This is a genomic window from Rugosimonospora africana (assembly GCF_016862975.1).
In the GTDB taxonomy this organism is placed as follows: domain Bacteria; phylum Actinomycetota; class Actinomycetes; order Mycobacteriales; family Micromonosporaceae; genus Rugosimonospora; species Rugosimonospora africana.
The window spans coordinates 20,620-41,634 of sequence record NZ_BONZ01000007.1 but is presented as its reverse complement, the minus strand read 5'-3'; the positions used below and the strand labels follow the sequence as shown (position 1 = coordinate 41,634).

General features: G+C 66.4%; 19 protein-coding genes and 1 tRNA gene. 18 read left to right on the top strand and 2 right to left on the bottom strand.

Annotated elements, in window-relative coordinates; genetic code table 11:
• The first annotated feature begins 602 nt into the window (after positions 1-602).
• The 5 genes from Raf01_RS03335 (at position 603) to Raf01_RS03315 (ending at position 7,281) form a co-directional block, all read left to right on the top strand.
• A complete protein-coding gene (locus Raf01_RS03335; RefSeq protein ID WP_203916208.1) occupies positions 603-1,001 on the top strand; it encodes a PadR family transcriptional regulator in 399 nt (132 codons plus the stop codon).
• Positions 998-2,008, top strand: coding sequence for a hypothetical protein (locus Raf01_RS03330; protein WP_203916207.1), 1,011 nt, complete (start codon positions 998-1,000; stop codon positions 2,006-2,008). Before Raf01_RS03335 ends, Raf01_RS03330 begins: the two co-directional genes overlap by 4 nt.
• A gap of 1,633 nt (positions 2,009-3,641) precedes the next feature.
• A complete protein-coding gene (locus Raf01_RS03325; protein WP_203916206.1) occupies positions 3,642-4,571 on the top strand; it encodes a hypothetical protein in 930 nt (309 codons plus the stop codon).
• Positions 4,572-4,761: 190 nt separating this feature from the next.
• Positions 4,762-5,130, top strand: coding sequence for a hypothetical protein (locus tag Raf01_RS03320; RefSeq protein WP_203916205.1), 369 nt, complete (start codon positions 4,762-4,764; stop codon positions 5,128-5,130).
• A 204-nt stretch (positions 5,131-5,334) separates the two neighbouring features.
• The gene (locus tag Raf01_RS03315) at positions 5,335-7,281 is read left to right on the top strand and encodes a hypothetical protein (RefSeq protein ID WP_203916204.1); all 1,947 of its coding nucleotides are present in this window, start codon (positions 5,335-5,337) and stop codon (positions 7,279-7,281) included.
• 125 nt (positions 7,282-7,406) lie between these two features.
• On the opposite strand, the gene Raf01_RS03310 is transcribed toward Raf01_RS03315, so the two are convergent.
• Entirely contained in the window at positions 7,407-8,117 is a 711-nt protein-coding gene (locus Raf01_RS03310; protein ID WP_203916203.1) for an HAD family hydrolase, read from the bottom strand.
• Between the two features lie 75 nt (positions 8,118-8,192).
• On the opposite strand from Raf01_RS03310, the gene Raf01_RS03305 reads away from it, so the two are divergent.
• The 13 genes from Raf01_RS03305 to Raf01_RS49345 all read left to right on the top strand — a co-directional run bounded on the left by Raf01_RS03305 (position 8,193) and on the right by Raf01_RS49345 (position 20,634).
• Positions 8,193-9,401, top strand: coding sequence for a helix-turn-helix domain-containing protein (locus Raf01_RS03305; RefSeq protein ID WP_203916202.1), 1,209 nt, complete (start codon positions 8,193-8,195; stop codon positions 9,399-9,401).
• Between the two features lie 366 nt (positions 9,402-9,767).
• Positions 9,768-10,064, top strand: a complete 297-nt coding sequence (locus Raf01_RS03300) for a hypothetical protein (protein WP_203916201.1) — start codon at positions 9,768-9,770, stop codon at positions 10,062-10,064.
• A gap of 176 nt (positions 10,065-10,240) precedes the next feature.
• Positions 10,241-10,969 (top strand): GntR family transcriptional regulator, encoded by a 729-nt coding sequence (locus Raf01_RS03295; protein WP_203916200.1) that lies wholly within the window; start codon positions 10,241-10,243, stop codon positions 10,967-10,969.
• 55 nt (positions 10,970-11,024) lie between these two features.
• Positions 11,025-11,567 (top strand): hypothetical protein, encoded by a 543-nt coding sequence (locus tag Raf01_RS03290; protein ID WP_203916199.1) that lies wholly within the window; start codon positions 11,025-11,027, stop codon positions 11,565-11,567.
• A gap of 98 nt (positions 11,568-11,665) precedes the next feature.
• Positions 11,666-13,825, top strand: coding sequence for an ATP-binding protein (locus Raf01_RS03285; protein WP_203916198.1), 2,160 nt, complete (start codon positions 11,666-11,668; stop codon positions 13,823-13,825).
• A 151-nt stretch (positions 13,826-13,976) separates the two neighbouring features.
• Entirely contained in the window at positions 13,977-14,399 is a 423-nt protein-coding gene (locus Raf01_RS03280) for a hypothetical protein (protein WP_203916197.1), read from the top strand.
• Between the two features lie 96 nt (positions 14,400-14,495).
• Positions 14,496-14,858 (top strand): hypothetical protein, encoded by a 363-nt coding sequence (locus Raf01_RS03275; RefSeq protein WP_203916196.1) that lies wholly within the window; start codon positions 14,496-14,498, stop codon positions 14,856-14,858.
• Positions 14,855-15,256: a hypothetical protein gene (locus tag Raf01_RS03270; protein WP_203916195.1), complete on the top strand. Its 402-nt coding sequence runs from the start codon at positions 14,855-14,857 to the stop codon at positions 15,254-15,256. Before Raf01_RS03275 ends, Raf01_RS03270 begins: the two co-directional genes overlap by 4 nt.
• 12 nt (positions 15,257-15,268) lie before the next feature.
• Positions 15,269-16,696, top strand: coding sequence for an FtsK/SpoIIIE domain-containing protein (locus Raf01_RS03265; RefSeq protein ID WP_239133335.1), 1,428 nt, complete (start codon positions 15,269-15,271; stop codon positions 16,694-16,696).
• Entirely contained in the window at positions 16,693-17,283 is a 591-nt protein-coding gene (locus tag Raf01_RS50835; protein WP_373319454.1) for a DUF2637 domain-containing protein, read from the top strand. Before Raf01_RS03265 ends, Raf01_RS50835 begins: the two co-directional genes overlap by 4 nt.
• The gene (locus Raf01_RS03255) at positions 17,280-19,058 is read left to right on the top strand and encodes a replication initiator (protein WP_203916193.1); all 1,779 of its coding nucleotides are present in this window, start codon (positions 17,280-17,282) and stop codon (positions 19,056-19,058) included. The genes Raf01_RS50835 and Raf01_RS03255 overlap by 4 nt, the downstream gene beginning before the upstream one ends.
• 29 nt (positions 19,059-19,087) lie before the next feature.
• Positions 19,088-19,261 (top strand): helix-turn-helix transcriptional regulator, encoded by a 174-nt coding sequence (locus Raf01_RS03250; RefSeq protein ID WP_203916192.1) that lies wholly within the window; start codon positions 19,088-19,090, stop codon positions 19,259-19,261.
• Positions 19,258-20,634 carry a tyrosine-type recombinase/integrase gene (locus Raf01_RS49345; RefSeq protein ID WP_239133331.1) on the top strand — a complete coding sequence of 459 codons (1,377 nt, stop codon included), beginning with the start codon at positions 19,258-19,260 and terminating at the stop codon, positions 20,632-20,634. The genes Raf01_RS03250 and Raf01_RS49345 overlap by 4 nt, the downstream gene beginning before the upstream one ends.
• 202 nt (positions 20,635-20,836) lie before the next feature.
• Here the strand turns inward: Raf01_RS49345 and Raf01_RS03240 are convergent.
• Positions 20,837-20,909, bottom strand: a tRNA-Arg gene (locus Raf01_RS03240).
• Positions 20,910-21,015 lie beyond the last annotated feature (106 nt).

Sequence of the window (21,015 nt, the reverse complement as noted above, 5' to 3'; positions counted from 1 at the left end):
GGCGACCGCGCCTCGTGGGTGCCAAGCTGCCCCAACGGTCACCTGGCGCCGGTCGCCATTCCGGATCTTGCGCCAAACAGCCGGCATGACCTGGGAAAACTCGACCAAGATCCATCTGCGTATATTCCATGGACACCGACAAACGGCCGCTCAGGCCGACCTACGGCTGCGCATTGCGACAGGTCGACCGTTGAATATATCCGCTGCTCAGGTGCCGTTTGGCTGATCTTCGAGGTGCCCCCGGCAGGATTCGAACCTGCGACACACGGTTTAGGAAGGGGCTAGCGTCCAGTCGGGTGCGGGTACCGCGACCTGGGCCAACACCAGCCGATGCGGCCCCCTCGCCCTTGATCATTCCGTATATCTTCCGGATCTTGCCAACCTCGGTGCACGCCCTGGCCTTGACCCACCAGTGGCGCGGGCGGGCATCTCAGAGCGGCCCGGATCCAAGAGTGAGTAGCCCTGACCACCTGAGGCCGGGTCCAAGCGGCAGGGCCGCAGTCCTCCCCCCGCCGCCGGAAGCGCAGGTAGCCGCACAGCCTGCCCCGAAAGTTAGATGGCTTCGTTGCCGGTATAGCTTCGTAGACGTTATATTGCTCGCCATGCCGACACCACTACGCGAGCCAACCTTTCTGATCCTCACGGCGCTGGCCCCTGAACCGCTGCACGGGTATGCCGTAGTCGCCAAGGTCGCCGATCTGTCTGACGGTCGGATCACGCTGCGTCCAGGCACGCTCTATGGCGCGCTGGACCGGCTTGGCGACGACGGCCTGGTGGCCGTTGAGCGAGAAGAGGTGGTTGAGGGGCGACTGCGGCGTTACTACCAGCTCACCGACAAGGGAACGGAGGTCCTATACGCCGAGACCGAGCGGATGCGGCGGAATGTCGACGCGGCCACCCGCCAGATGCGTGCCCGCGACCAGCAAGCCAGTTCTGCCGCGCACCCCACCGCTGGCCGCGCGGGGAAGTCGGCAGCGCGACCGATCGGGGGCCTCGCGTGAGCGGGCGACAGGATCGGCTTGAGCGCCACTACCGGCGGCTGTTGTTGGCTTACCCGGCGGCGTACCGGGTCGAGCGGGGCGACGAGATCGTCGGCACCTATCTGGAGGCGGCCGGTTCTGACCAGCGGCTGCCGAGCGTCGCGGATGCCACGGATGTGCTTCGCGGCGGCATGCGGCAGCACCTGCGCGCCAACAGGGCGGCCGGCCTCGCTGCTGGTGCGTCGGTAGCGGCCACCTTCGCGCTGACTGCTGCCGTGGTACTGGCCGCGGTCTGGCTGGCCTACATCGAGCTGCCCCCGGCGCCGTCGTGGTTGGTCACGAGGCAGGTCAGTCCGTTCTGGTCCCTCGGGGCGGTCGTTTGGATCGCGTGGCTCGGCGCCGGCCTCGCCGCGCTCGCGCTGCCGGCGCGGCTCACCCGATGGGTCGTCCTCGCCGCGTTGGCGGCGACCGTGGCCGCGGAGCCCGTAGCCGCGCTGTCCGGCTATGATCGCCCACCCCTGCTGGTACTGGTGCCACAGTTGGCACTTGGGATGCTGGCACTCGGTTGGCCCACGCGACCGACCTGGACATCCCGGATGGCGCCCGCCATCGCCGGAACGGCGGCCCTCCTGTTCACCGTTCGAATCGGCGGCGCGGGCCACTACTACCGCGGAATCGACTCGGAAGTACTAGCCGTTGGCGCCATAGTCCTGCTGGCCGGCAGCCTCCTTCTCGCGGGTTTTTCCCGAGCACTTCACGGAGACAACCGCGGACTGTGGGCGGTGCTACTCCTGCTGCTCCCGATCGGGTTGCTGGCAATCGACCCCTTGGCCGGGGTCGTAAGCGAGGTCACCGGCCAGGCGGGACCTTACGGCAACCAGCCGAACGAATGGCCGATGCTCGCCGGCGTGACGGTGGTCGTGACCATCCTGGCGACCGGTGCAGTACCGCTCGTCATCGGGCTGCGTGCCCGATTGATCCGGCAGCGGCCAGGATTATGTCCCACCTGTGGCAAGTCGCGAACCTGATCGGACCGCCGGATCAAGCGCGACAATTCGGCTGGCTGCGGCGGTGGGTTACGACGACTACCGCCCGGTCCTCCTCGCCGTTCCCGCCGATTGCCGCGGCCGGGTGATACCGGTGGCAAGCCGCGCAGCGGCGCGGCAGCGATCGCCGGAACTACGTCGAACGCGGAACGACTCCGGCGATCGTCACGACGCCTGGTCGCGCTGCGTGGCCAGCTGGACCGTCGTGGACTCGGTGGTGCGGTGCGCCGCGGTCGCGATGCCGGCGCCCTAGCGCCGCCAGCAGCGTGCCGCGAGCGCGCCGCCGCGCCGCGCATGCGCGGCGCCTTGATCCAGAAGAGAACGAATCGGCAGTGTGGCGAGGCACGCAGGTTGTCGTGTCACGCCTGATGCTGACACCAGCGTCCCACCTGATGCTTGACGACTCTTCTCGATGCAAGCGGTGCCGCGCTCACGCTCTGTCGCATGGCCGCATGCATCGCGGCATTAGCGTCCATGCCGGGCGATCGGCGGCAGGTGTCGCAGGCAAATACCCTTCGCGGGTCGCGACGAAGCAGGGAAGATCGATCACGAGGTGATCCACGTGCGGACGAGACTGCGGCAGGTGCGAATCGGTGCACGGAACTTCGTGTGGCGTGCGGAGATTCGGCACGTGCAGGGTAGCGGTGATTGCCACCGGTGCATTCGGCTGCGGGTGTGGGGAGCTGGGAAGACGAGCCAGGCACTCCAGGCGGATCTGCTGTCGGTTGCCTGGCCGGCGCCATGGGGGGGCATGCGCCACCGACGGTGCCTATCCGACGCCGTCTGACGTACGAGCCGTCATCGGCCAGGCGCTGGGGCACGGATGGCAGCCGGAGAGGCACGGCGGAACGTTCGTGCTGTCCGAGCACGAGCACGCGGCCGGGTTCAACTTGCCCGATTTCCTTTTGACCGATCGGCTACGTACGCCCGAGAGCGCCGATCCCACGGTCCGCGTGATACGCGCCTTCGAACTTCGTCACAGTTGCCCTCCCATGGAGGCAGGGCACGTCGCACCTGGCTGACGGACGTGATCACCGACGTTAGATGCCTCGGCGAAAAGATTTAGGCCACTCGTTAAGGATCTCCTGGGGACGGATTCGTCAAGCATCAGATGGGACTCGACAGGCGAGACACGCAGGCAAGCGCGACGGGCATGGCAGGCAACCGGACAAGATCACTGTCTCCAGCGGGACGTCTAGTCCGGGACAACGAGATTCGTACCCTTACTTGGACCCGCAATCGGCTGCGTGACCCATCTCGCACCGCTACCCACCAGCCGGAGGCCAGCCCATGCAGACTGGCTCGCTAGATCGTCAACGTGGCACGTCCAGTCGCTGACGTCTGAGTAGCGGCAGCCGCGGAACCGGCCTGACTCGCGAGCTCGCGATGGAGCTGGTCAACAGCATACAGAACGAAGGCGGGGCCATTCGCCGTCAACGATCACTCGGCAGAGGAACGCCTCATAGCCACTCCGGCTCGCCATCACGTACCTCGGAGGGATACCGAAAGCCAACTGGATGGGCAGGCGTCAGCCGCGCAGACGGACTACGCCGAAAGCGGGGGGTAGCGAGACGGGGACCTTCCGTAGAGAGACCTAGGCCGATAGCCTGATGCGATGAGCGGTGCACTCTCCGGCTTGCAGGGCATGGATGGCGGCGCCTGGCAGCGTTTATGCATGCAGGTTCTGCACCGTGAGCACAAGGAGAAGTTAGTTCCAGTACCGGACACCTCCGACGGTGATGCTGGGCTTGAGGCTTACACGCACTGTGGCCTCGCCTATCAATGCTATAGCCCGAGGGAACCGTTGGCTGTGCAGCAACGGTACAAAAAGCACCGAGACAAAATGACCGAGGATGTCGGCAAGTTTATCGATAACCAAGCAAAGCTAAAAGCAATGCTGGGTACAATCAAGATCCGACGTTGGATCCTCTTAGTTCCGGTCTCGGATAGCAAAGATATAAACGTGCACTGCACAAATCAAACAACGCGGTTGCGGCAGGCCCAGTTGAGCTACGCCGATCCGGACGCCTTCGTGATGGTTCAAACCCTAGAACACTACCAAATTAGCTACGATGCGGTTGTCAATTCGCGACTCGCCCAATTGCACCTTCCGCCACTTCATGACCCGGATTTCTCAACGGTTGAAGCGGCGCTAGTCGGCGTTATGCATAGAAAGCTTTCGAAGGTTCCCAAGCTGGCCCGACTCGAGCGCCGCGGCAGGTACGTGAAGAGGCTCCTATCCTCCCTCCTCGGAGGCCGAGAGCAGAGGGACTACATTCGCGACCACTATCCAGAGCTTGACGGCGAACTCGAGCAACTACTCAACGACCTCGAAGAGCGTCTGGATGGGGAGTTCATTCTCTCTGATGACCCGCCCGAACGCATGCTCTTAAGGGTTATGGGCGATGCAGAGGAGCGAGTTAGACGCGCCTTGCCGTCGATCCGCGACGCCCATGCTCGTGCGATCTCAGAGGCCCAAATCGCGGATTGGCTTATGCGTTGCCCCTTGGATTTCGACGAGCCTGAGGCAACTAATGCAGCCTAAGCAGCCAGGAATCGGCGGGATTATGGCGCGGGACGCGTCTTTAGAACCGGCCTGGCCAGCTCCGAGCTTGGACAATCTAGCTGGTAGCGGCGATATCTTTGAGCTCGACGCCCCGGTCCGATTCCGCCGCCAACCGCGCCCTCTGCCGGCGGAACAGCGAATCTCGTATCGCATCGCGACTCTGGTGCTCATGCTCAGTCGCTTCAATCGTGCGGCAGCAACCGTCGATAGCTTGCATCTGATTAGCTGGGCTATCAGGTCTAAGCGAAGCCGTGCGATGTTATTTTCCTGGTGGGACGGTCGAAGAATCGCCGATACGGTCACCGAACGACTTGATCCAAATCTGCCCGTTACGGTGAACCTGATAATCGTCCACGGCCTTGCTCGAGTAACCAATGTCAACGGCAGACGCGTCGGCTTGACAAGCGAAGGTAAGTCGCTCGCAGCGCGGCTTGACACAGAAGTTGAGCTTTTACGCGGAGAGAAGGAGTTCCTCGCCAGGCTGGCGCCTCTTAGCGACCGCCGCATTACCGAGGTGCTGAATGCCGTGCGATTATGACCGGCGACGTTTTCTTTGCACATTCTCCCTCAGGGAAGGTCGGAGGTGCTCGCGTTGAGCCTGTTGGTCAGGGCGATTCGTCTTCGAGTTCGCACAAGATCCGGTGGTGCGGGCGCGAGCATCCGTTTCATGCCCGGGATGAATATAATTCGCGGTGAGAACACGAGAGGAAAGTCCCAGAGTCTGCAAGCTATCATCTTCGCGTTGGGCCTTGAGGGCATGTTTGGCCCCGGTCAAAGCTCACGTCTTGGAAGCGCTCTGACTCAGCAGCTGATATTTCCTGGAACCGGCGACTCGGGCGACGAGGTCACCGAAGAGGTGGAAAGCAGTTGGTGTGCTGTAGAAGTCCAAAACGACTCAGGTGACGTGCTTACCGCGCAAAGGCCAGTCAAGCATGCGACGCTGAGCCGGAACCTTGTAAGGGTGTGGAATGGCCCTGCTCTCACGCGATCGCCTGCCCAGCCGGCGGAGGACTATTTCGTGCGAGAAAGCGGTGCAACACAAAGAGCACGCGGCTTCCATACGCTTCTGGTCTCATTCCTCGGGTGGGAGCTTCCGCTAGTGCCCCGATTCACCGGCGGTGAGGTGCCTCTATATCCTGAGGTGATCTTTCCGTTCGTCTACGGCGACCAGCGCGCATGGAACTCTGCCAGTGCCAGGCAAGTTACGCATTTTCAGATTCGAGAGCCATCGCGCCGGGCAGTCGAGTTCTTGCTGGCCTTTCAGGGCCCCGCAGCTCAATCTGAACGCCAACGGCTCGAAGACACTGCCAAGTCTCTTCGTGCTGAATGGACGGCGGGCCGGCAATCGGCATTGGCGGCAGCAAGCGTAACCGGAGCTCGGATATTTGGCATTCCCGACCTGCCTGCTGGTACGCGTGCAGGCTCGAAGGGAGGGGTTAGTCCAACCTCCCTCGCCGAGGCCGGCGTCGAGGTATTGGACGGAGGGGAGTGGCGCCCACTCCCTGAGGTGCTCCGTGGGCTGATTGAACCAGGTGGCGGGCGGACGGCTGTGCTCGAAGAGCCGGCGCGAACAGTCGCAGACGTAGGGATTGAACGGCTGCAAACGCAACTGCGGCGAGCAGAAGATGAGCTGGGCGATATGCTCGCGACCGCCAGTGCGGTGGAACAGAAGTTGTCAATCAATGAATCGCAGCTTGCTGCGTTGGACCGTCGTATCACTGCGCTCGAAGAGGAGCGTCAGCGGAATCTCGATGTTAAGACCCTTATACGTCTTGGTAGCGACCATCCCGAGGACCATCTAGCTGATAATGATTGCCCAACCTGCCATCAGTCGCTAGCCTCCGTCGAGATTGATTCGCTTGGCCCTTCCCTTAACGTAGATGAGACCTTGGGACTCCTCAATGCTCAGTTAGCAACCATGCGCGGCATGCGGGAGCAAATGGGCGCTGCGGTGGACCAAGGCCGTGGTGCGTATGCTGCACTTCAGCGAGCAGCAGATTCGAGCCGAAGTCATATTCGCTCTATACAAGACGACCTCGTTGCGCCCGAGGACTATCCGAGTGCTAGTGATATCACGCAACGAGTAGTTTCTGGAGTGAGGTCAAACGAGCTTGAGCGGTTAAACTCGGCAGTCGCCGCTCAGCTAGAGCAGTTACAGCATATAGCCATCGAAATGGCTGAGACTCGCACGGAACTCAATCGCCTTCCGACTGTCGTGCCTGATGAGGATGTTCGTCGACGAACCGAACTTGCAGATCTGATGAGGGAGCAGCTGAAATCGTTCGGGTTCAGCAGTTATGACAGTGCGAAGGTCGATATCAACGAGGAAACGCTTCGCCCAGAGCGGCCCGGCTTCGATCTCGACACGGATGTGAGTGCCAGTGACGTGGTGCGCATCAAGATTGCGTACTTAAATGCGGTTCGTGAGTTGTCGAGTCGAGCGGGAGGTCCTCATCCCGGTCTTTTGATGCTCGATGAGCCGCGCCAGCACGAACTCGATGAGGCTCATTTCCGCTCAGCCATCTCTCGCTTGGCGTCCGGATCGGGCAGGCAAGTAATCATCACGACGGCGGCCTCCACTGAAGCGCTTGCCGGCCTACTGAAGGGCAATGCCGCGAATGTCATCGACTTCGGCTCCGCTCGTCTGATGCGACGGGAAGAGCCGAATGATCCACTCGACTTAATCTAGTTGTAGCGACCCGGTGGCGGTTAGGGACGATTAGTGGCCCCTCGCTTAAGGCGGCGCGGGCCGTCCGTTTGGGGCTGCCCTTGAATTCGAAGATTGTTTCGGCCTCAACAGCTTCCGGTCATGGCCTATTTGGAAGCGACGGCGTCTGTGACTGCGATTGTATCGGTAAGGTCGTTGAACACACGGTCGGCACCTGCCGCCCGTAGACGCTCGGCGGAGTCGTTGCCGGAGGCGATGGCCACGATCCTTGCTCCGCCGTTGTGTGCGGCGGCAACGTCGTGAGTGGTGTCGCCGATGACGATGGTGTTCTGGTGGGTAAACGGGCGCCCGTACTTGTCGGCGGCGCGTCGCTGGGCGACTTGGACCAGGTCGGCGCGCTCGGCACCGTCGTCCGCATAGGCGCCGACTTCGAAGTCGAGGCGGGAGTCCAGGGTGAATGTCTGGAGTTTGGTCGCCGCTACCGCCTTGTAGTTGCCGGTCAGGACGGTCTGAATAACGCCGGGGACCTGGGCCAGGGCGGCGATGGCGGCGGCGGCGCCGGGAAGCGCGCGGCCTCGTTCGCGTAGATGGTCGGCATGTTGCTGGTACTGAGCCGGTAGGGCTTGGGCGTACCGCTGCTGGTGCTCGTCGGTGGGCTCGATGCCGTGGGCACGCAAGCTTTCCGCGAGGATGACCCGTTCGGTCTTGCCGTTCGCGTCGGCCATCTCTTCGGGCCGGATACCGGTGATCTCCTCGAACGCGGCCCGCGCGAACTCGCCACCGGCGCCCCTGGTCTCGATGAGCGTGTGGTCGATGTCCCAAAGGATCAGGCGGGGGCGGGCGTCGTCGTTCGTCACTGGGGAAGTGTCTCATCTGGCCGGTACGCTGCAATGTGAGCGGACCACCAGCGCCGAGACCTGGGGACGGTGTCGATGGAAATCGACGAGTGGGCGATCGGTCAGCGCATCGCGAACCATCGCGCCCGGCGGGGGCTGACACAGGACGAGCTTGCCGGCCTGGTCGGGATCAGCCTATCGATGATGAAGAAGATCGAGTCGGGCGATCGGCAGGTGACCCGGTTCTCGCAGCTGGTCCAGTTCGCGCAGGTATTGCGGGTCAAGGATCTGCGGGAGCTGACCGGAGTTCCGTTGTCGTTGATGCCGGATGGGCACCGTGGGCATCCGGCGGCCGCCGAGGTACGCGCGGCGATGATGGATCGGGGCCGGGTCGTCGGCGAGGCGCCGAACCTAGACGAGCTGGCGCGAGGCATCGAGCGGGCCTGGCGGTCGTGGCAGGCGGCGTCGGCGTTCCGGTACGCCATGGTGAGCCAGCAGCTCCCGGCGCTGATCCGCCAGTGCGAGAGCGCGACGCGGGCGCATCGCGGCGGGGACCGGCGGCGGGCGCTGCGGGAGACGAGCAAGCTGTATCAGCTCGTGCGGACCTGGACCAAGCGGGTCGGTGAGCATGAGTTGTCCTACCTGGCGGCAGACCGGGCGGTGACGGCGGCGCTGGACGCGGACGATCCTGATCTGTCGGCCGCGGCGGCGTGGAATCTGGCGATGATCCTGTCCGCGCAGGGTAAGACGGAGCCGGCGCGGGGCGTGGTGTACCGGGCGATTGACGAGCTGCGCCCGTACCTTGACGATGCCGGGCCGGCGCGGCTGGCTGTGTTCGGCGGGCTGCATCTGATGGGCGCGACGGAGGCGGCTCGGGAGGACAACGCCGATCAGGCGCATCGTCTGCTGGAGGTCGCGGACGGTCTGGCTGCGCGAGTCGGTGAGACGAATCATTTCCGGATCGTCTTCGGGCCGACGAATGTCGCGCTGCACCGGGTGTCGACGGCGGTCGAGCTGGGCCGGACGGGTGAGGCGCTGGAGCTAGCCGAGCGGGTGGCGATCGAGGCGTCTCCAGCAGTGGAGCGGCGGCTGACGTACCACCTGGACTCGGCGCGGGCCTACGCGCGCAAGCACAACGACATCGCTGCGGTGCACATGATGCAGCGCGTCCATCGGGACTCGCCGGAAGAGCTGCACTTCAACGTCATTGCGCGGGAGACGCTGCGGCAGTTGATGGGCAGGGCCAAGCCAGCGGTGCTGCCCGACCTGCGGCCGTTGCTGGCCGCGGCGAACCTGCCAGATTAAGGGCTTCGCGCCGCGCTGAGGAACACTGGCAGTGTCCCTCACTTGTCGTGACAGCTGGTGCCGGTTGTGTGACCGAACCTGTTGTCATGACCGCATCAATCACATGTCTCTCGTGTGGTGGCAACCGTTGGAAGTACCTGACGCAGCGAACGCTTGTCCGTGAGGACGCGGTGTCCGGTGGTGCCTCGCGCTCGGTGAAGCGTCGGGCGTGCCCGGACTGTGCAGGTACCGGTTCGATGACGGTCAGGTCGTTGTGAGTCGGCACCGGGTCGGCGTCGGGGTGGTCCGCGCCGTCCGGGCCTGGCTGCTGGAACGAGGCACGGCCGGGTAACGGGGTCGTGCTGCTACCTGATGGGAGGGCGACCAATGACGTTGACGTTGCCGGAATCGCCGTGGATCGGCGGTCCTGACGAGATGTTCCATCCGGCCTGGTGTTCGCCGGCGCATTGCCGGGCGGACAGGGTGAGTCGACGCCATGAGTCCGCTCCGCTGGAGGTTGCCGGTGTCATGGTGACGGTGACCCGGTCGGTCACCGGGAATCTGTCCGATGCGCTGGTTCTGATCGACTCTGACGCTGCGGGAAGGGGTCCCTCGGTTGTGTTGAAGATGGGCGAGGTGCCAGCGTTGGCGGACCTGCTGCTGACGTTGCACCATCGGCGGTAGGGACGAGCAAGATCACGGCAGGTCCGGGTGCGTCGCGGGCCTGCCGTCTCTGCTGTTCGGGTCGGACAGGCGTGGCTTGATTGACCCGTCTTGCTTGCTTGTCTTTACAGACTGTAGTCTCATGACTTGACACGTACGTGTCAGGCGCGTTGTTGAGCACGAGGTCAGGTGAAGCCGTGGCGGCTTATGAGGTGCCGACGCCGAAGTATCTGCGGGTGCTCAACACGCTGCGTGAGCGCATTGAGGAGGGCACGTACGGCCCGGGGGCGGCGCTGCCGTCCGAGAGTCAGCTATCGACGGAGTTCGGAGTCAGCCGGCCGACCGTGCTCAAGGCGCTGGGCATCCTGCGCCAGGACGGCTGGATCGAGTCCCAGCAGGGCCGCGGGCACTTCGTGCGCGGCCGCCCACCGATCGGCCGAATCTCGCCACAGCGGGCGCGCGACGCCCTGGAGGTCGACGAGAGCGCAGCGGCCGAGCTGCTGCACGTCGGCCCGATACTTGCGCCGAGCCGGATCGCGGCCGTGCTGCACCTCCCCGAGGGAACACCGGTGTACGAGCGGCGGCGACGTACCGTCTCGGAGTTTGGCCCGGTGGATCTGGTCTCGACTTTCGTTCCGGTCGACATCGCGGTCGGTACCGACGTCACGAAGCCGGACCCGATCGCGGGCGGCCTGTTGGAGCACATCGAGCGGCGCAAGGGCCTGCGCGGGGACTACGCACATGAGTGGCTGACCACGCGTAAGCCGACTGAGGATGAGGCGAAGCTGCTCGACATCGACGCGGGCGACCCGGTGCTGAGCCTGGTCATCGCGGTCCATCAGGCGTCCGGGGAACCGATCCTCGCCTCGGTCGCGATCCTGCCGGGTAGTCGTCACGAGATTGAGGACACCTACCCCCTGCGTTAGGGCCGTGCCTCAAGTCCGAGGGCCGGCGTGACCCGCACGGTCGGTGGATGCTGCGGTGGCGGTGGCGGTCGACAATGCAGTGATGACCGTGCGCGGTGGTAGACGGTGGTGGGTTGTCGGCGGCCTGGTAGTCCTCGGGCTGGCGGTGTTCGCGCTTGCCAGGTTCTTGGCAGGTCAGCATTTGGCAAAGGCGGACCAATGGGCCAGCGTGTTCGGCTTGTTCCTGGCTATTGCCGGGCTGCTGGTGGGTGTTTACGGGGTAGTTCAGGATCGCCGTGGCGCATCGTCGGAGAACAGCGAGCGGCCGGTAGGGAAGGTCAGTAACACGATCACCGATGCCGACGTGGCCGGGCCGGCGCTGCTGGTGCGGGACGCGCGGCGGGTAAGTCTGGCCGGTACTCCGGTCCCGGCTCCCACCGATCCTGGCCGGCAGGGCGAGCCGGATCCGGCTGCGGGCCGGACGCCGGGAGAAGTGAAGAACCGGGTTGAGGGCGGCACCTTCCACGGCCCGTTGATTATGGGCCGTGACCTGCGCGACGTCGTGCTTCCCCCGCGATCCCAGCCAGATGGGCACGGCGGAGACGGGACCGTGCGATGACCACCACCGCGCCACGATCGGGCGACGATGCGGTGACGAACAAGATCACCGGTGGGGTGTTCTTCAGCGCGGTGATCCAGGGCCGCGACATCCAGGTCGTGCTGCCGGCGGAGGTCCGGCCGGCATTGACTGGCCTGCCCCCGGCATCGACGGTGTTCAGCGGCCGCGACCACGCGGTTACGACCTTGCAGGAGGCGTTGCGGCCTGGCCAGCAAGGCGGCGTTCAGCTGGTGTCGGCGGTGGCGGGGATGGCCGGGGTCGGTAAGACCGAACTGGTGCTACACATTGCGCATCGGGTGTTGGCCGAGGGCTGGTTTCCGGGCGGTGTGTTGTTCGTCGACATGTTCGGCTACGACCCTGACCGCCAAATGTCAGCCAGTGATGCTCTGGCCGGGTGGCTGTCGGCGATCGGGATCTCCGGCGAGTACATCCCCGCCAGCCAGCAGGACCGGTCCCGTTTGTGGCGCAGCGTCCTCGACGCCTACACCGCCCAGGACCGGCGGCTGCTGCTGATCATCGACAACGTCGCCGGCGAGGACCAGGTACGCCCGCTACTCCCCGGCGACGCCCGGTTGCCGGTGCTGGTGACCTCCCGGCACACCCTGGACCTTGACGCCCGTTTGCATGACCTGGAAGTGCTGGACCCGGACGCGGCACTCACACTCATCCGCGAGGTCCTCGCCAGCCGTCGCGGCGTCGGCGACCCTCGCCTAGCGCAGGGCGCTCGGGACGGCCTGGCCGCGTTGGCCGACGTGTGCGGCGGACTGCCGCTCGCTCTGCGGATTGTCGCCGCGCTGCTGGCCGACCGCCCCCACCTCCAGCCCGACGTATTGGCTGGGAGGCTGCGCAACGACCAACACCGGCTCGACGGCCTGACCCGGCAGCAGGCCGCGGTGCGTGCCGCATTCGACCTGTCCTACCAGCACCTCAGCGACGCGCAGTCCCGCCTGTTCCGGCTGCTGCCGGTCAACCCCGGCCCGGACATCGCCACCGCCGCTGCTGCCTGCCTCGCCGACCTGACCGAACAGCAGACCGCCGGACTGCTAGCCGACCTGCACCGAGCACACCTGATCACCGAACCCGCCGCTGAACGGTGGGCCATGCATGACCTGCTCCGCCTGTACGCCACCGATCAGCAGAGCGGCGACAACAGCGGAGAGAACACTGAGACCGTGCAGGCCCGGCGACGCTTATACAGCTACTACCAGGACACCACTCGGACAGCGAACACCCACCTCGTGCCCACCGGCCTCGCCGATACCAGCCAATTCATCGATCGGGCCCACGCCTTGGCCTGGCTCGACGCCGAACACACCAACCTCATCGCTACCGCCATCACCGCTCCCGACCAGCACATGGCCGAGGTCGCCGTCGACCTCGCGTTCGCCCTCCCCTACTTTCTAGACTTCCGCCGCCACTTCACCGACTGGATCACCATCACTGCCCACGCCCGTGACATCTTTCAACAAACTGGCGACCGGCACGGGGAAGGCCGAGCGTGGAACAACCTCGGGTTCGCCTTGCAAAAGGTGCGGCGGTTCGAGGAGTCCATCCAAGCCAACACCCAGGCCCGCAACCTCTACCAGGAGGCCGGGGACCGCCATGGGGAAGGCCGAGCGTGGAACAACCTCGGCGTCGCCCTGCGAGAGGTGGGCCGGTTCGAGGAGTCCATCCAAGCCCACACCCAGGCCCGCGACCTCTTCCATCAGGCCGGTGACTGGCACGGGAAAGGCCAAGCGTCGAACAGCCTCGGCGTCGCCCTGCAACAGGTGGGCCGGTTCGAGGAGTCCATCCAAGCCCACACCCAGGCCCGCGACATCATGCAACAGAATGGCGACCGGCGCGCTGAAGGCCGAGCGTGGAACAACCTCGGTCTTGCCTTAGCTGAGGTCGGCCGGTTCAGTGAGGCCATCGACGCCCACGCCCACGACCTAGAAATCTGCCAACAGATCGGTGACCGGCATGGGGAAGGCGAAGCGTGGATCAATCTCGGCGCCGCCCTGCACCAGACGGACCGGCTCGATGAGGCCATAGAAGCCCACACCCGGGCCCGCGACATCTTGCAGGAGTCCGGTGATCGGCACGGGGAAGGCAAGGCGTGGTTCAATCTCGGCGTCGCCCTGCGCGAGGTGGGCCGGTTCGACGCGGCACGTGCCAGTGGCCAGCAAGCGATTACCGCGTTCGTCGAGGCTGGTGACGCATCCCTTGCGCGTTTCGTTCATGGTTGGCTCGACGACCTTCCGGACGGCGGCAGCTGAAACACCGAGATAGGACCGCGCAACGGTCAGTCTGTTTCGTCGGAGATCGCAGATCGTGAGAACAATTTCGTAGCTTGTAATCACATGCTGACGTAGCCTATGTGTACAAGAGGATGAGCGATCACGCATCCGACGCATAGGAGGTTCGACTATGGTTCCCGGCAGTTTGAAGATCCCGATGCCGTTCGAGTACGCGTTCCCGCACGGGGCGCTGTTCCGCGGTGTGCAGAAGGCGACCGACTTCGACAAGCGCGGCAAGGTCGACGACGACCAGGCGCGTGACAAGGAGACCGGGGAGCGGATCTGGTCCGTGACCCTGCTCGACCTGGATCCGGACGCGGCGAGGTTCGGCCGTGACCTGGTGAAGGTCAAGGTGATCGCCCCGGTCCAGCCGGTACCCCCGGAGTCGACGGTGCCGGGCTACCCGCCGGCTGTCGAGCTGGAGGGCTTGGTGCTCGTGCCGTGGGTTGACGACGGCAAGTGCAAGGGCGGTCCGAATTGCCGTGCCCGGTTGGCGTACTCGATGCGCGCGACCGGCATTCGTCCGGCCGGCGGTCTGCCGGCGCAGCGCTGATCCTGTTCAACCACGCGGGGCGGGCTCCCTCTCGCCAAAGAAGCGCCCGCCCCGCGTGCCCAACCCCTGTATTCCCCTCACGAGGAAGGGCTGTTGATGCCCACGGTATCGGAACTCGCCCGGGTCACGACCCGGGACGGGGCGGTGTGGCGGGCCTGCGTGTGCTGCGGGCTGCTCGCTCCGCTGGCCCCGGACGTCGACCGTTGCGACGGATGCGCCACTCCGACCGGCCAGGCGTCCCGGGGCGGCATGGCCACCGTTCGACTCATTACGTCGCTGCTGCGCGACATCCCGCCGGCCGGCGCGACCGTGCTGGAGCGGGCCGAGTGGTTCGACCGTAAGGCGGACGTGTTCGATCGGATCACGTCGGAAGACGTGGCGCTGTCCGAGGAGGCGGCGCGGCTGGCTGAGGGTGCGCGGGCTGAGGCTGACCGGTTGCGGCGGGAGGCGGCAGCATGAAGACGCATCGTCGCACCGTCGCCGTGCTTGCCGGGCCGGGTGTTCAGGCGGCCCGCGATGTCTACACGCGGGTTCCCTCGGACGTGTTGCGGGTCGCGGCCCTGGTCGAGATTTCCTCCTCGGCGGCTGCCCTGGCGCGCACCATCGTCAGACTGCGTCGGCTGGATCCGGACCTGATCGCCCCGCATGTGGCTGATCGGGTCGACCTGCGGGCGGTGCTGGTCCGTGGCCGGTGGCTGCCGACGATGACCCGGCACGTTCCCGAGGCCGCGACCGGCCCGGTCGAGGTGGGCGCGGTGGTGCCGTTGGTGGCGGCGTCGCTGCGCCACCGGGTAGCCCGGCGCGCGGTGGCTCGGGGTCAGCTGTCGCTGTTCGCCTCCGCCGTGGGCGGGAGGTGAGCTGCGGTGCCGATGGTCAACGTGATCCGGGGTGAGCAACTGCCGGATGCGGTGTTCAACGTTCGTACGCCGATTCTGCGGATTCCGTTGTGGATGGCCGTGGTCTGGTGGCTGGTCAAGGGTCTGGTCCGGACCGTGGTGCTGTACATGCGGTTCTGGTACGCGACGGTGCCCGCCTCGGTGCTGCTGTACCTGTGGGCGCGGTTCGGGTGGGCCGGCCCGGTGACCCTGGTCGGCGGCCTGGCCTGTCTGGCCGGGGTGTGGCTGTTGGTGCACCGGGTGTCGTTCTTGCGGTTCGGCTGGTACCCGGTGTTGGGGCGGTGGCGGCGGATCGGGTACCGGCGGCGTTGGTATCCGGCGATGGCCACGGCCCGGCTGGTGGTGAACTTCGACGGCCATGTGGTGGTGCCGGTGTTGCGGCGGGTCAAGGCGACCGCGTCGGGGGATGAGCTGACGGTCCGGATGGTGACCGGGCAGATTCCCGATGACTTCGCGGCGGTTGGGCTGCGTCTGACTCACACGTTCGGTGCCCGGTCTTGTCGGGTCGCTGCGGGTCGGCGGGCGGACCTGGTGGTGTTGACCCTGCAGCGGGCTGATGCGCTGCGCAAGACGATTCCACCGGCCCCGGTGCCGGTGGTGCCGGATCTGGCCGGGCTGGTGCTGGGTCGGCTCGAGGGCGGGGAACCGTTGCGGCTGCGGCTGTTCGGGACGCAGATCCTCGTGGCCGGGGCGACTGGGGCGGGCAAGGGGTCGGTGATCTGGTCGGTCATTGCGGCGCTGGCCGGTGGGGTGCGCTCGGGGCTGGTGAAGCTGTGGGTCTTCGATCCCAAGGGCGGCATGGAGATGGCGGCCGGTGATCCGCTGTTCGAGCGGTTTGCCTGTGAGGACTTCGCGGCGATGGCCGATGCGTTGGAAACGGCGGTCGGTTTGATGCGGGAGCGCACGAGGCGGCTGCGCGGCGTGACTCGCCAGCACATCCCGACCGTTGATGAGCCGCTGGTCGTGATTGTGGTTGACGAGCTGGCGGCGCTGACCGCGTACCTGACCGACCGGCACCTCAAGGATCGGATCAAGGCTGCGCTCGGCGTCCTGCTGACCCAGGGTCGGGCGGCCGGGGTGCATGTGGTTGCGGCGGTCCAGGACTCGCGTAAGGACGTGCTGCCGTTCCGGGATCTGTTCCCGACTCGGATCGCGCTGCGGCTGACTGAACCGGCTCAGGTGGACATGGTGCTCGGCGACGGTATGCGGGACCGGGGCGCGGTCTGCGACCGAATCCCGATGAACATGCCCGGCGTCGGATACCTCGTCCTCGACGGCGACCCGTCCCCGGTGCGGGTCCGGTTCTCGTACTGGGACGACGACCGGATCGCGGAACTCGCCGGGACCTACAGCGGGGCGCGGGTCATCGACGGTCAGGTGATCACCGGGGAGGTCCTGTGAACACGAGCCGGAGCCGGGGTGAGCGGGTCGAGGGCGTGGTCCAGGTGCTCATCCTGCTCGCGATCGGGAGCATGGCGGCGGCGGCTTCGTTCACGCACGTGCACAACGTTGCGGCGGCGCACGGGCAGCCGGGCTGGCTCGCGTGGGCGGATGCCGTGGTGTTGGAGCTGATGTCGATCGCGACCGGGTTGGAGATCCGGCGGCGGCACCGAGCCGGCCGGGGTGCCGGGTTCGTGCTCTGGGTGCTGATCGGCGCGGTCGCGCTGTCGATGTCGGCTCAGGTGGTCGAGGCGGAACGGTCGGTCATCGGCTGGCTCGCTGCGGCGCTGCCGGCCGCCGGGTTCCTGGCCCTGGTGAAGATCGTCCTCACCCGGACCCCGGCCGGAACCGATCCCGCAGCGGCCCCGGCGCCTGTGCCCGACCGGGCGTCCGTGCCGGTCGATCAGAGCACGACCGGCGACCCGGTGAACCGGCCAGCAACCGACCTGGTCCCGGCCATGAGTCCGCGGACCACGACAGTGCCGGTACCGCCGGACGCGTTCGCCCGCGTCAACGGCTCCACCCTCCACAGTGGAGCCGCCCAGTGAACCAACCGACCCTCACGCCGACCCCGGCCGAGTCGACGGAGCCTCGGCCGGGCTCCCGGGCCACTCGAATGCGGCAACCACTCGCCAAGGAAACGCTGCGCACCCTCGCCGAATCACACAACGTCTGTGTCCGCCCCCTCGCGATCCGGCGCACCGACACCGTGACCGGGCTGACCGAGGTCATCGAGGTGCCCTGCGGCGCCACCCTTGCCAGCAAGTGCAAGCCCTGCGCCGAACGCGGCCGGCGGCTGCGCATCCAACAACTCCGGGAAGGCTGGCACCTCGCCGACGAACCGGCCGTGCGCCCCGACCGGGCCGGCGAGGATGTGCTGTCGCTGGTCCGGGTTCGGGCGCATCTGGAGTTCGAGCGGGCCGACGCCGAACGGCAGGCCATGTGGGACCAGCTGCCCGATCTGGACGAGGCGATCGAGGACGTGGACGAAGCGCTCGCCGCGACCGGGCTGCGGGGGCACCTCACGCCCCGCGACCGTGACGAGAAACCGCGCAAAGCCCGCTCGACCCGGCGCCGCAAGGACTCCCCCGACCTGCCTCGGCTGCCCGTGGACGGTCGGACCATCGGCCGGTCCTACGCGGGCCGAGACGGCAAGACCTACCGGCCGTCCATGCTGGTCTCGCTCACCCTCGGCTCGTATGGGCCGGTGCACTCCTCGATTCGGCGCGGCGCGTACCTGGTGCCGTGCGAGTGCGGCCAGCGCCATGGGGAACGGGACGACCTGCTCGGCACGCCGATCGATCCGGCGGCGTACGACTACCGGCGGGCCGCGCTGGATGCCATCCATCTCGCCCGCGTGCTCGACCGGTGGTGGCAGAACCTGCGGCGGGCGGCCGGTTGGAACGTCCAGTACGCCGGGTGTGTCGAGATGCAACGACGGTTGGCGCCGCACGGGCACTTCGCGGTGCGGGGCACGCTGCCCCGGCGGCTGCTCAAGCAGGTCGCGGCGGCCACGTACCACCAGGTCTGGTGGCCGGCCTTCGACCGGCCGGTGTACTCGGTGGAGCGGCCCCCGGCCTGGGACGCCGACCAGGGCGCGTACGTCGACTCGCGCACCAAGCAACCGTTGACCACCTGGAGCGCGGCCGTCGACCAGCTGGACACGCCGGACGCGGAACCGGCGTACGTGGCTCGGCTGGGAACGATCGACGCCCGGGGCATCGATCAGGGCACCAAAGACGCCGAACGGTCCATCCGGTACGTGACCAAGTACGTCACCAAGGACATCGCCGACCAGGTCTCACCCCGATCCGAGGCACAACGGGCGCACTTCGACCGGCTACACGCCGAACTGTCAACCCTGCCTTGCTCCCCAACCTGCGCGAACTGGCTCCTCTACGGCGTGCAACCCGACAAGACAAAACCGGGCCTCGTCCCCGGCCGCTGCACCGGCAAGGTCCACCAGCGGCGCACCCTCGGGTTCACCGGCCGGCGCGTGCTCGTGTCCCGGCAATGGTCCGGGAAGACCCTCGCCGACCACCGGGCCGACAACCGGGCCTGGATCCGTGCGGTCCTGGCCGGCGCCGTCGACGGAGAGGACCAGGACCAGGCCGCGGTGCCCGACCCGGCCGACGGAGCCAACCGGTACCACTTCGAGCTGGCCCGCCCCGACGACCCGGACGTGCCACCCGTCGAGCACCGCATCCTGCGGGCCATCTCCACCCGCATTCGCTGGCGCCAAGCCCTGGCCCAAGCGCGGGAGAACCCGCCCGGCGCTGGTTCGGCAACTCACGACGCGACGACTTTGACTCAAGCGGCTTAACGGGAGGATTGTCCACAGTGGATCAGCTGATGACAGTGCCGCAGATCCTTGCAGAGCTGAACAACGTGTCGCGGCGAACCTTCTACCGCTGGCGGGAACTCGGCATCGCGCCGGAGTGCATCCGGCTGCCCAATGGTGAGCTGCGGGTGTGGCGCAGCGAGTTTCAGACCTGGCTTGAGCAGTTGCGGGACCGGGCGGCATGAAGTCGCGTGATGTGCGGGTCTGGGACATCCGGCCCAACAAGGGGCAGGGCAAGAAGCGCTCGTATACCGTGCGCTGGATCGTCGCCGGTCGGGAGAAGTCCAAGACGTTCGTGACCCGGGCGCTGGCCGACAACTTCCGATCGGACCTGATGCAGGCAATCAACAAGGGCGAGAGCTTCGACATCGACTCGGGTCTGCCGGACTCGATGGTCGAGGCGAAGGAGGCGACGAGCTGGCTGGAGTTCGTCCAGTCGTACGTCAGCATGAAGTGGCCCGGCGCGGCGGCGAAGTCGCGGGACAGCATGACCGATGCTCTGGCGACCGTGACGCCGGTGCTGGTCCGGGATCTGCCCGGCCGGCCCGCCGTCGATGCGATGCGAACCGCGCTGCGTGACTTCATGCTCCCGCCCGCGTTTCGGCAACTCGATCCGCCGGCCGAGCTGGCCTCGGTGATTCGCTGGCTGCGGCGGGCCTCGCTGCCGCTGACCGACCTCATGGAGGCGACGGTTACCCGGTCCGCGCTCGACGCCCTGGCGCTGAAGCTGGACGGCAAGCCGGCGGCGGTCACCACGATGCGACGCAAGCGGTCGGTGTTCTACAACGTCTGCCAGTACGCGGTTGAGTTGGAGGTGTTGTCGTTTAACCCGATCGACAAGCTGCGGGTGCGGTCGCGGCGTACCAAGGTGGTCAACGCAATCGACCGGCGGGTGGTCGTCAACCCCACTCAGGCGCGAGAGCTGCTGGTCGCGGTGACCTACGTCGGGCGGCGGGGCAGGGGCGAGCGGTTGCGCGGGTTCTTTGCCTGCCTGTACTTCGGCGGGCTGCGGCCGGGCGAGGCGCTGGGGCTGCGTGAGCGCGACTGCTATTTGCCCGAGACCGGTTGGGGACGGCTGACGCTGGAGAAGTCGCGGCCCCAGGCGGGCAAGCGGTGGAGGGACAGCGGCGAGGCGCACGACGAGCGCGGGTTGAAGCATCGCGGCGAGGATGAGCCGCGGGTAGTGCCCATCCCGCCGGAACTGGTCACAATCCTGCGGAAGCACATCGCACGGTACGGGGTGGCGCCGGACGGCCGGCTGTTTCGCAGCGAGCGGGGCAACGTGGTGAGCGCATCGACGTATTACCGGGTGTGGGAGGAGGCGCGGACGTACGGCCTGACTCCGCGTCAGGTGGCCTCGCCTCTGGCGGGCCGGCCCTACGACCTGCGGCACGCGGCGCTGTCGCTGTGGCTGAATGCCGGGGTGCAGGCGACCGATGCGGCGGAGCGTGCCGGCAACTCGGTGGACGTGCTGCTCAAGGTGTACGCGAAGTGCCTCGACGGCCAGGAGGCGACGATCAACCGGCGGATCGAGGCGGCGTTGGCGGATGCCGCGTGAGTACCCTCGACCAGGACGCCGCCATTCCGGATCTTGCCGCGAACAGTGAGCGCGACCTGGGAAAACTCCCCATGATCCATTCCGTGTATATTCCGTGGACACCGACAAACGGCCGCCCAGACCGGCCTACGGCTGCGCATTGCAACAGGTCGACCACCGAGAATATCTGCTGGTGAAGTGCCGTTTTGGCTGATCTTCGAGGTGCCCCCGGCAGGATTCGAACCTGCGACACACGGTTTAGGAAACCGTTGCTCTATCCCCTGAGCTACGAGGGCGACGGGCACAAGGGTACCTGCCTGTGGGTACCCGTTCACGTCAGGGCTCACCGAGGGCCGCCCCGCAGGACCCCGCCCCCGAACCCGGTCTGGATCCGGGGCATCC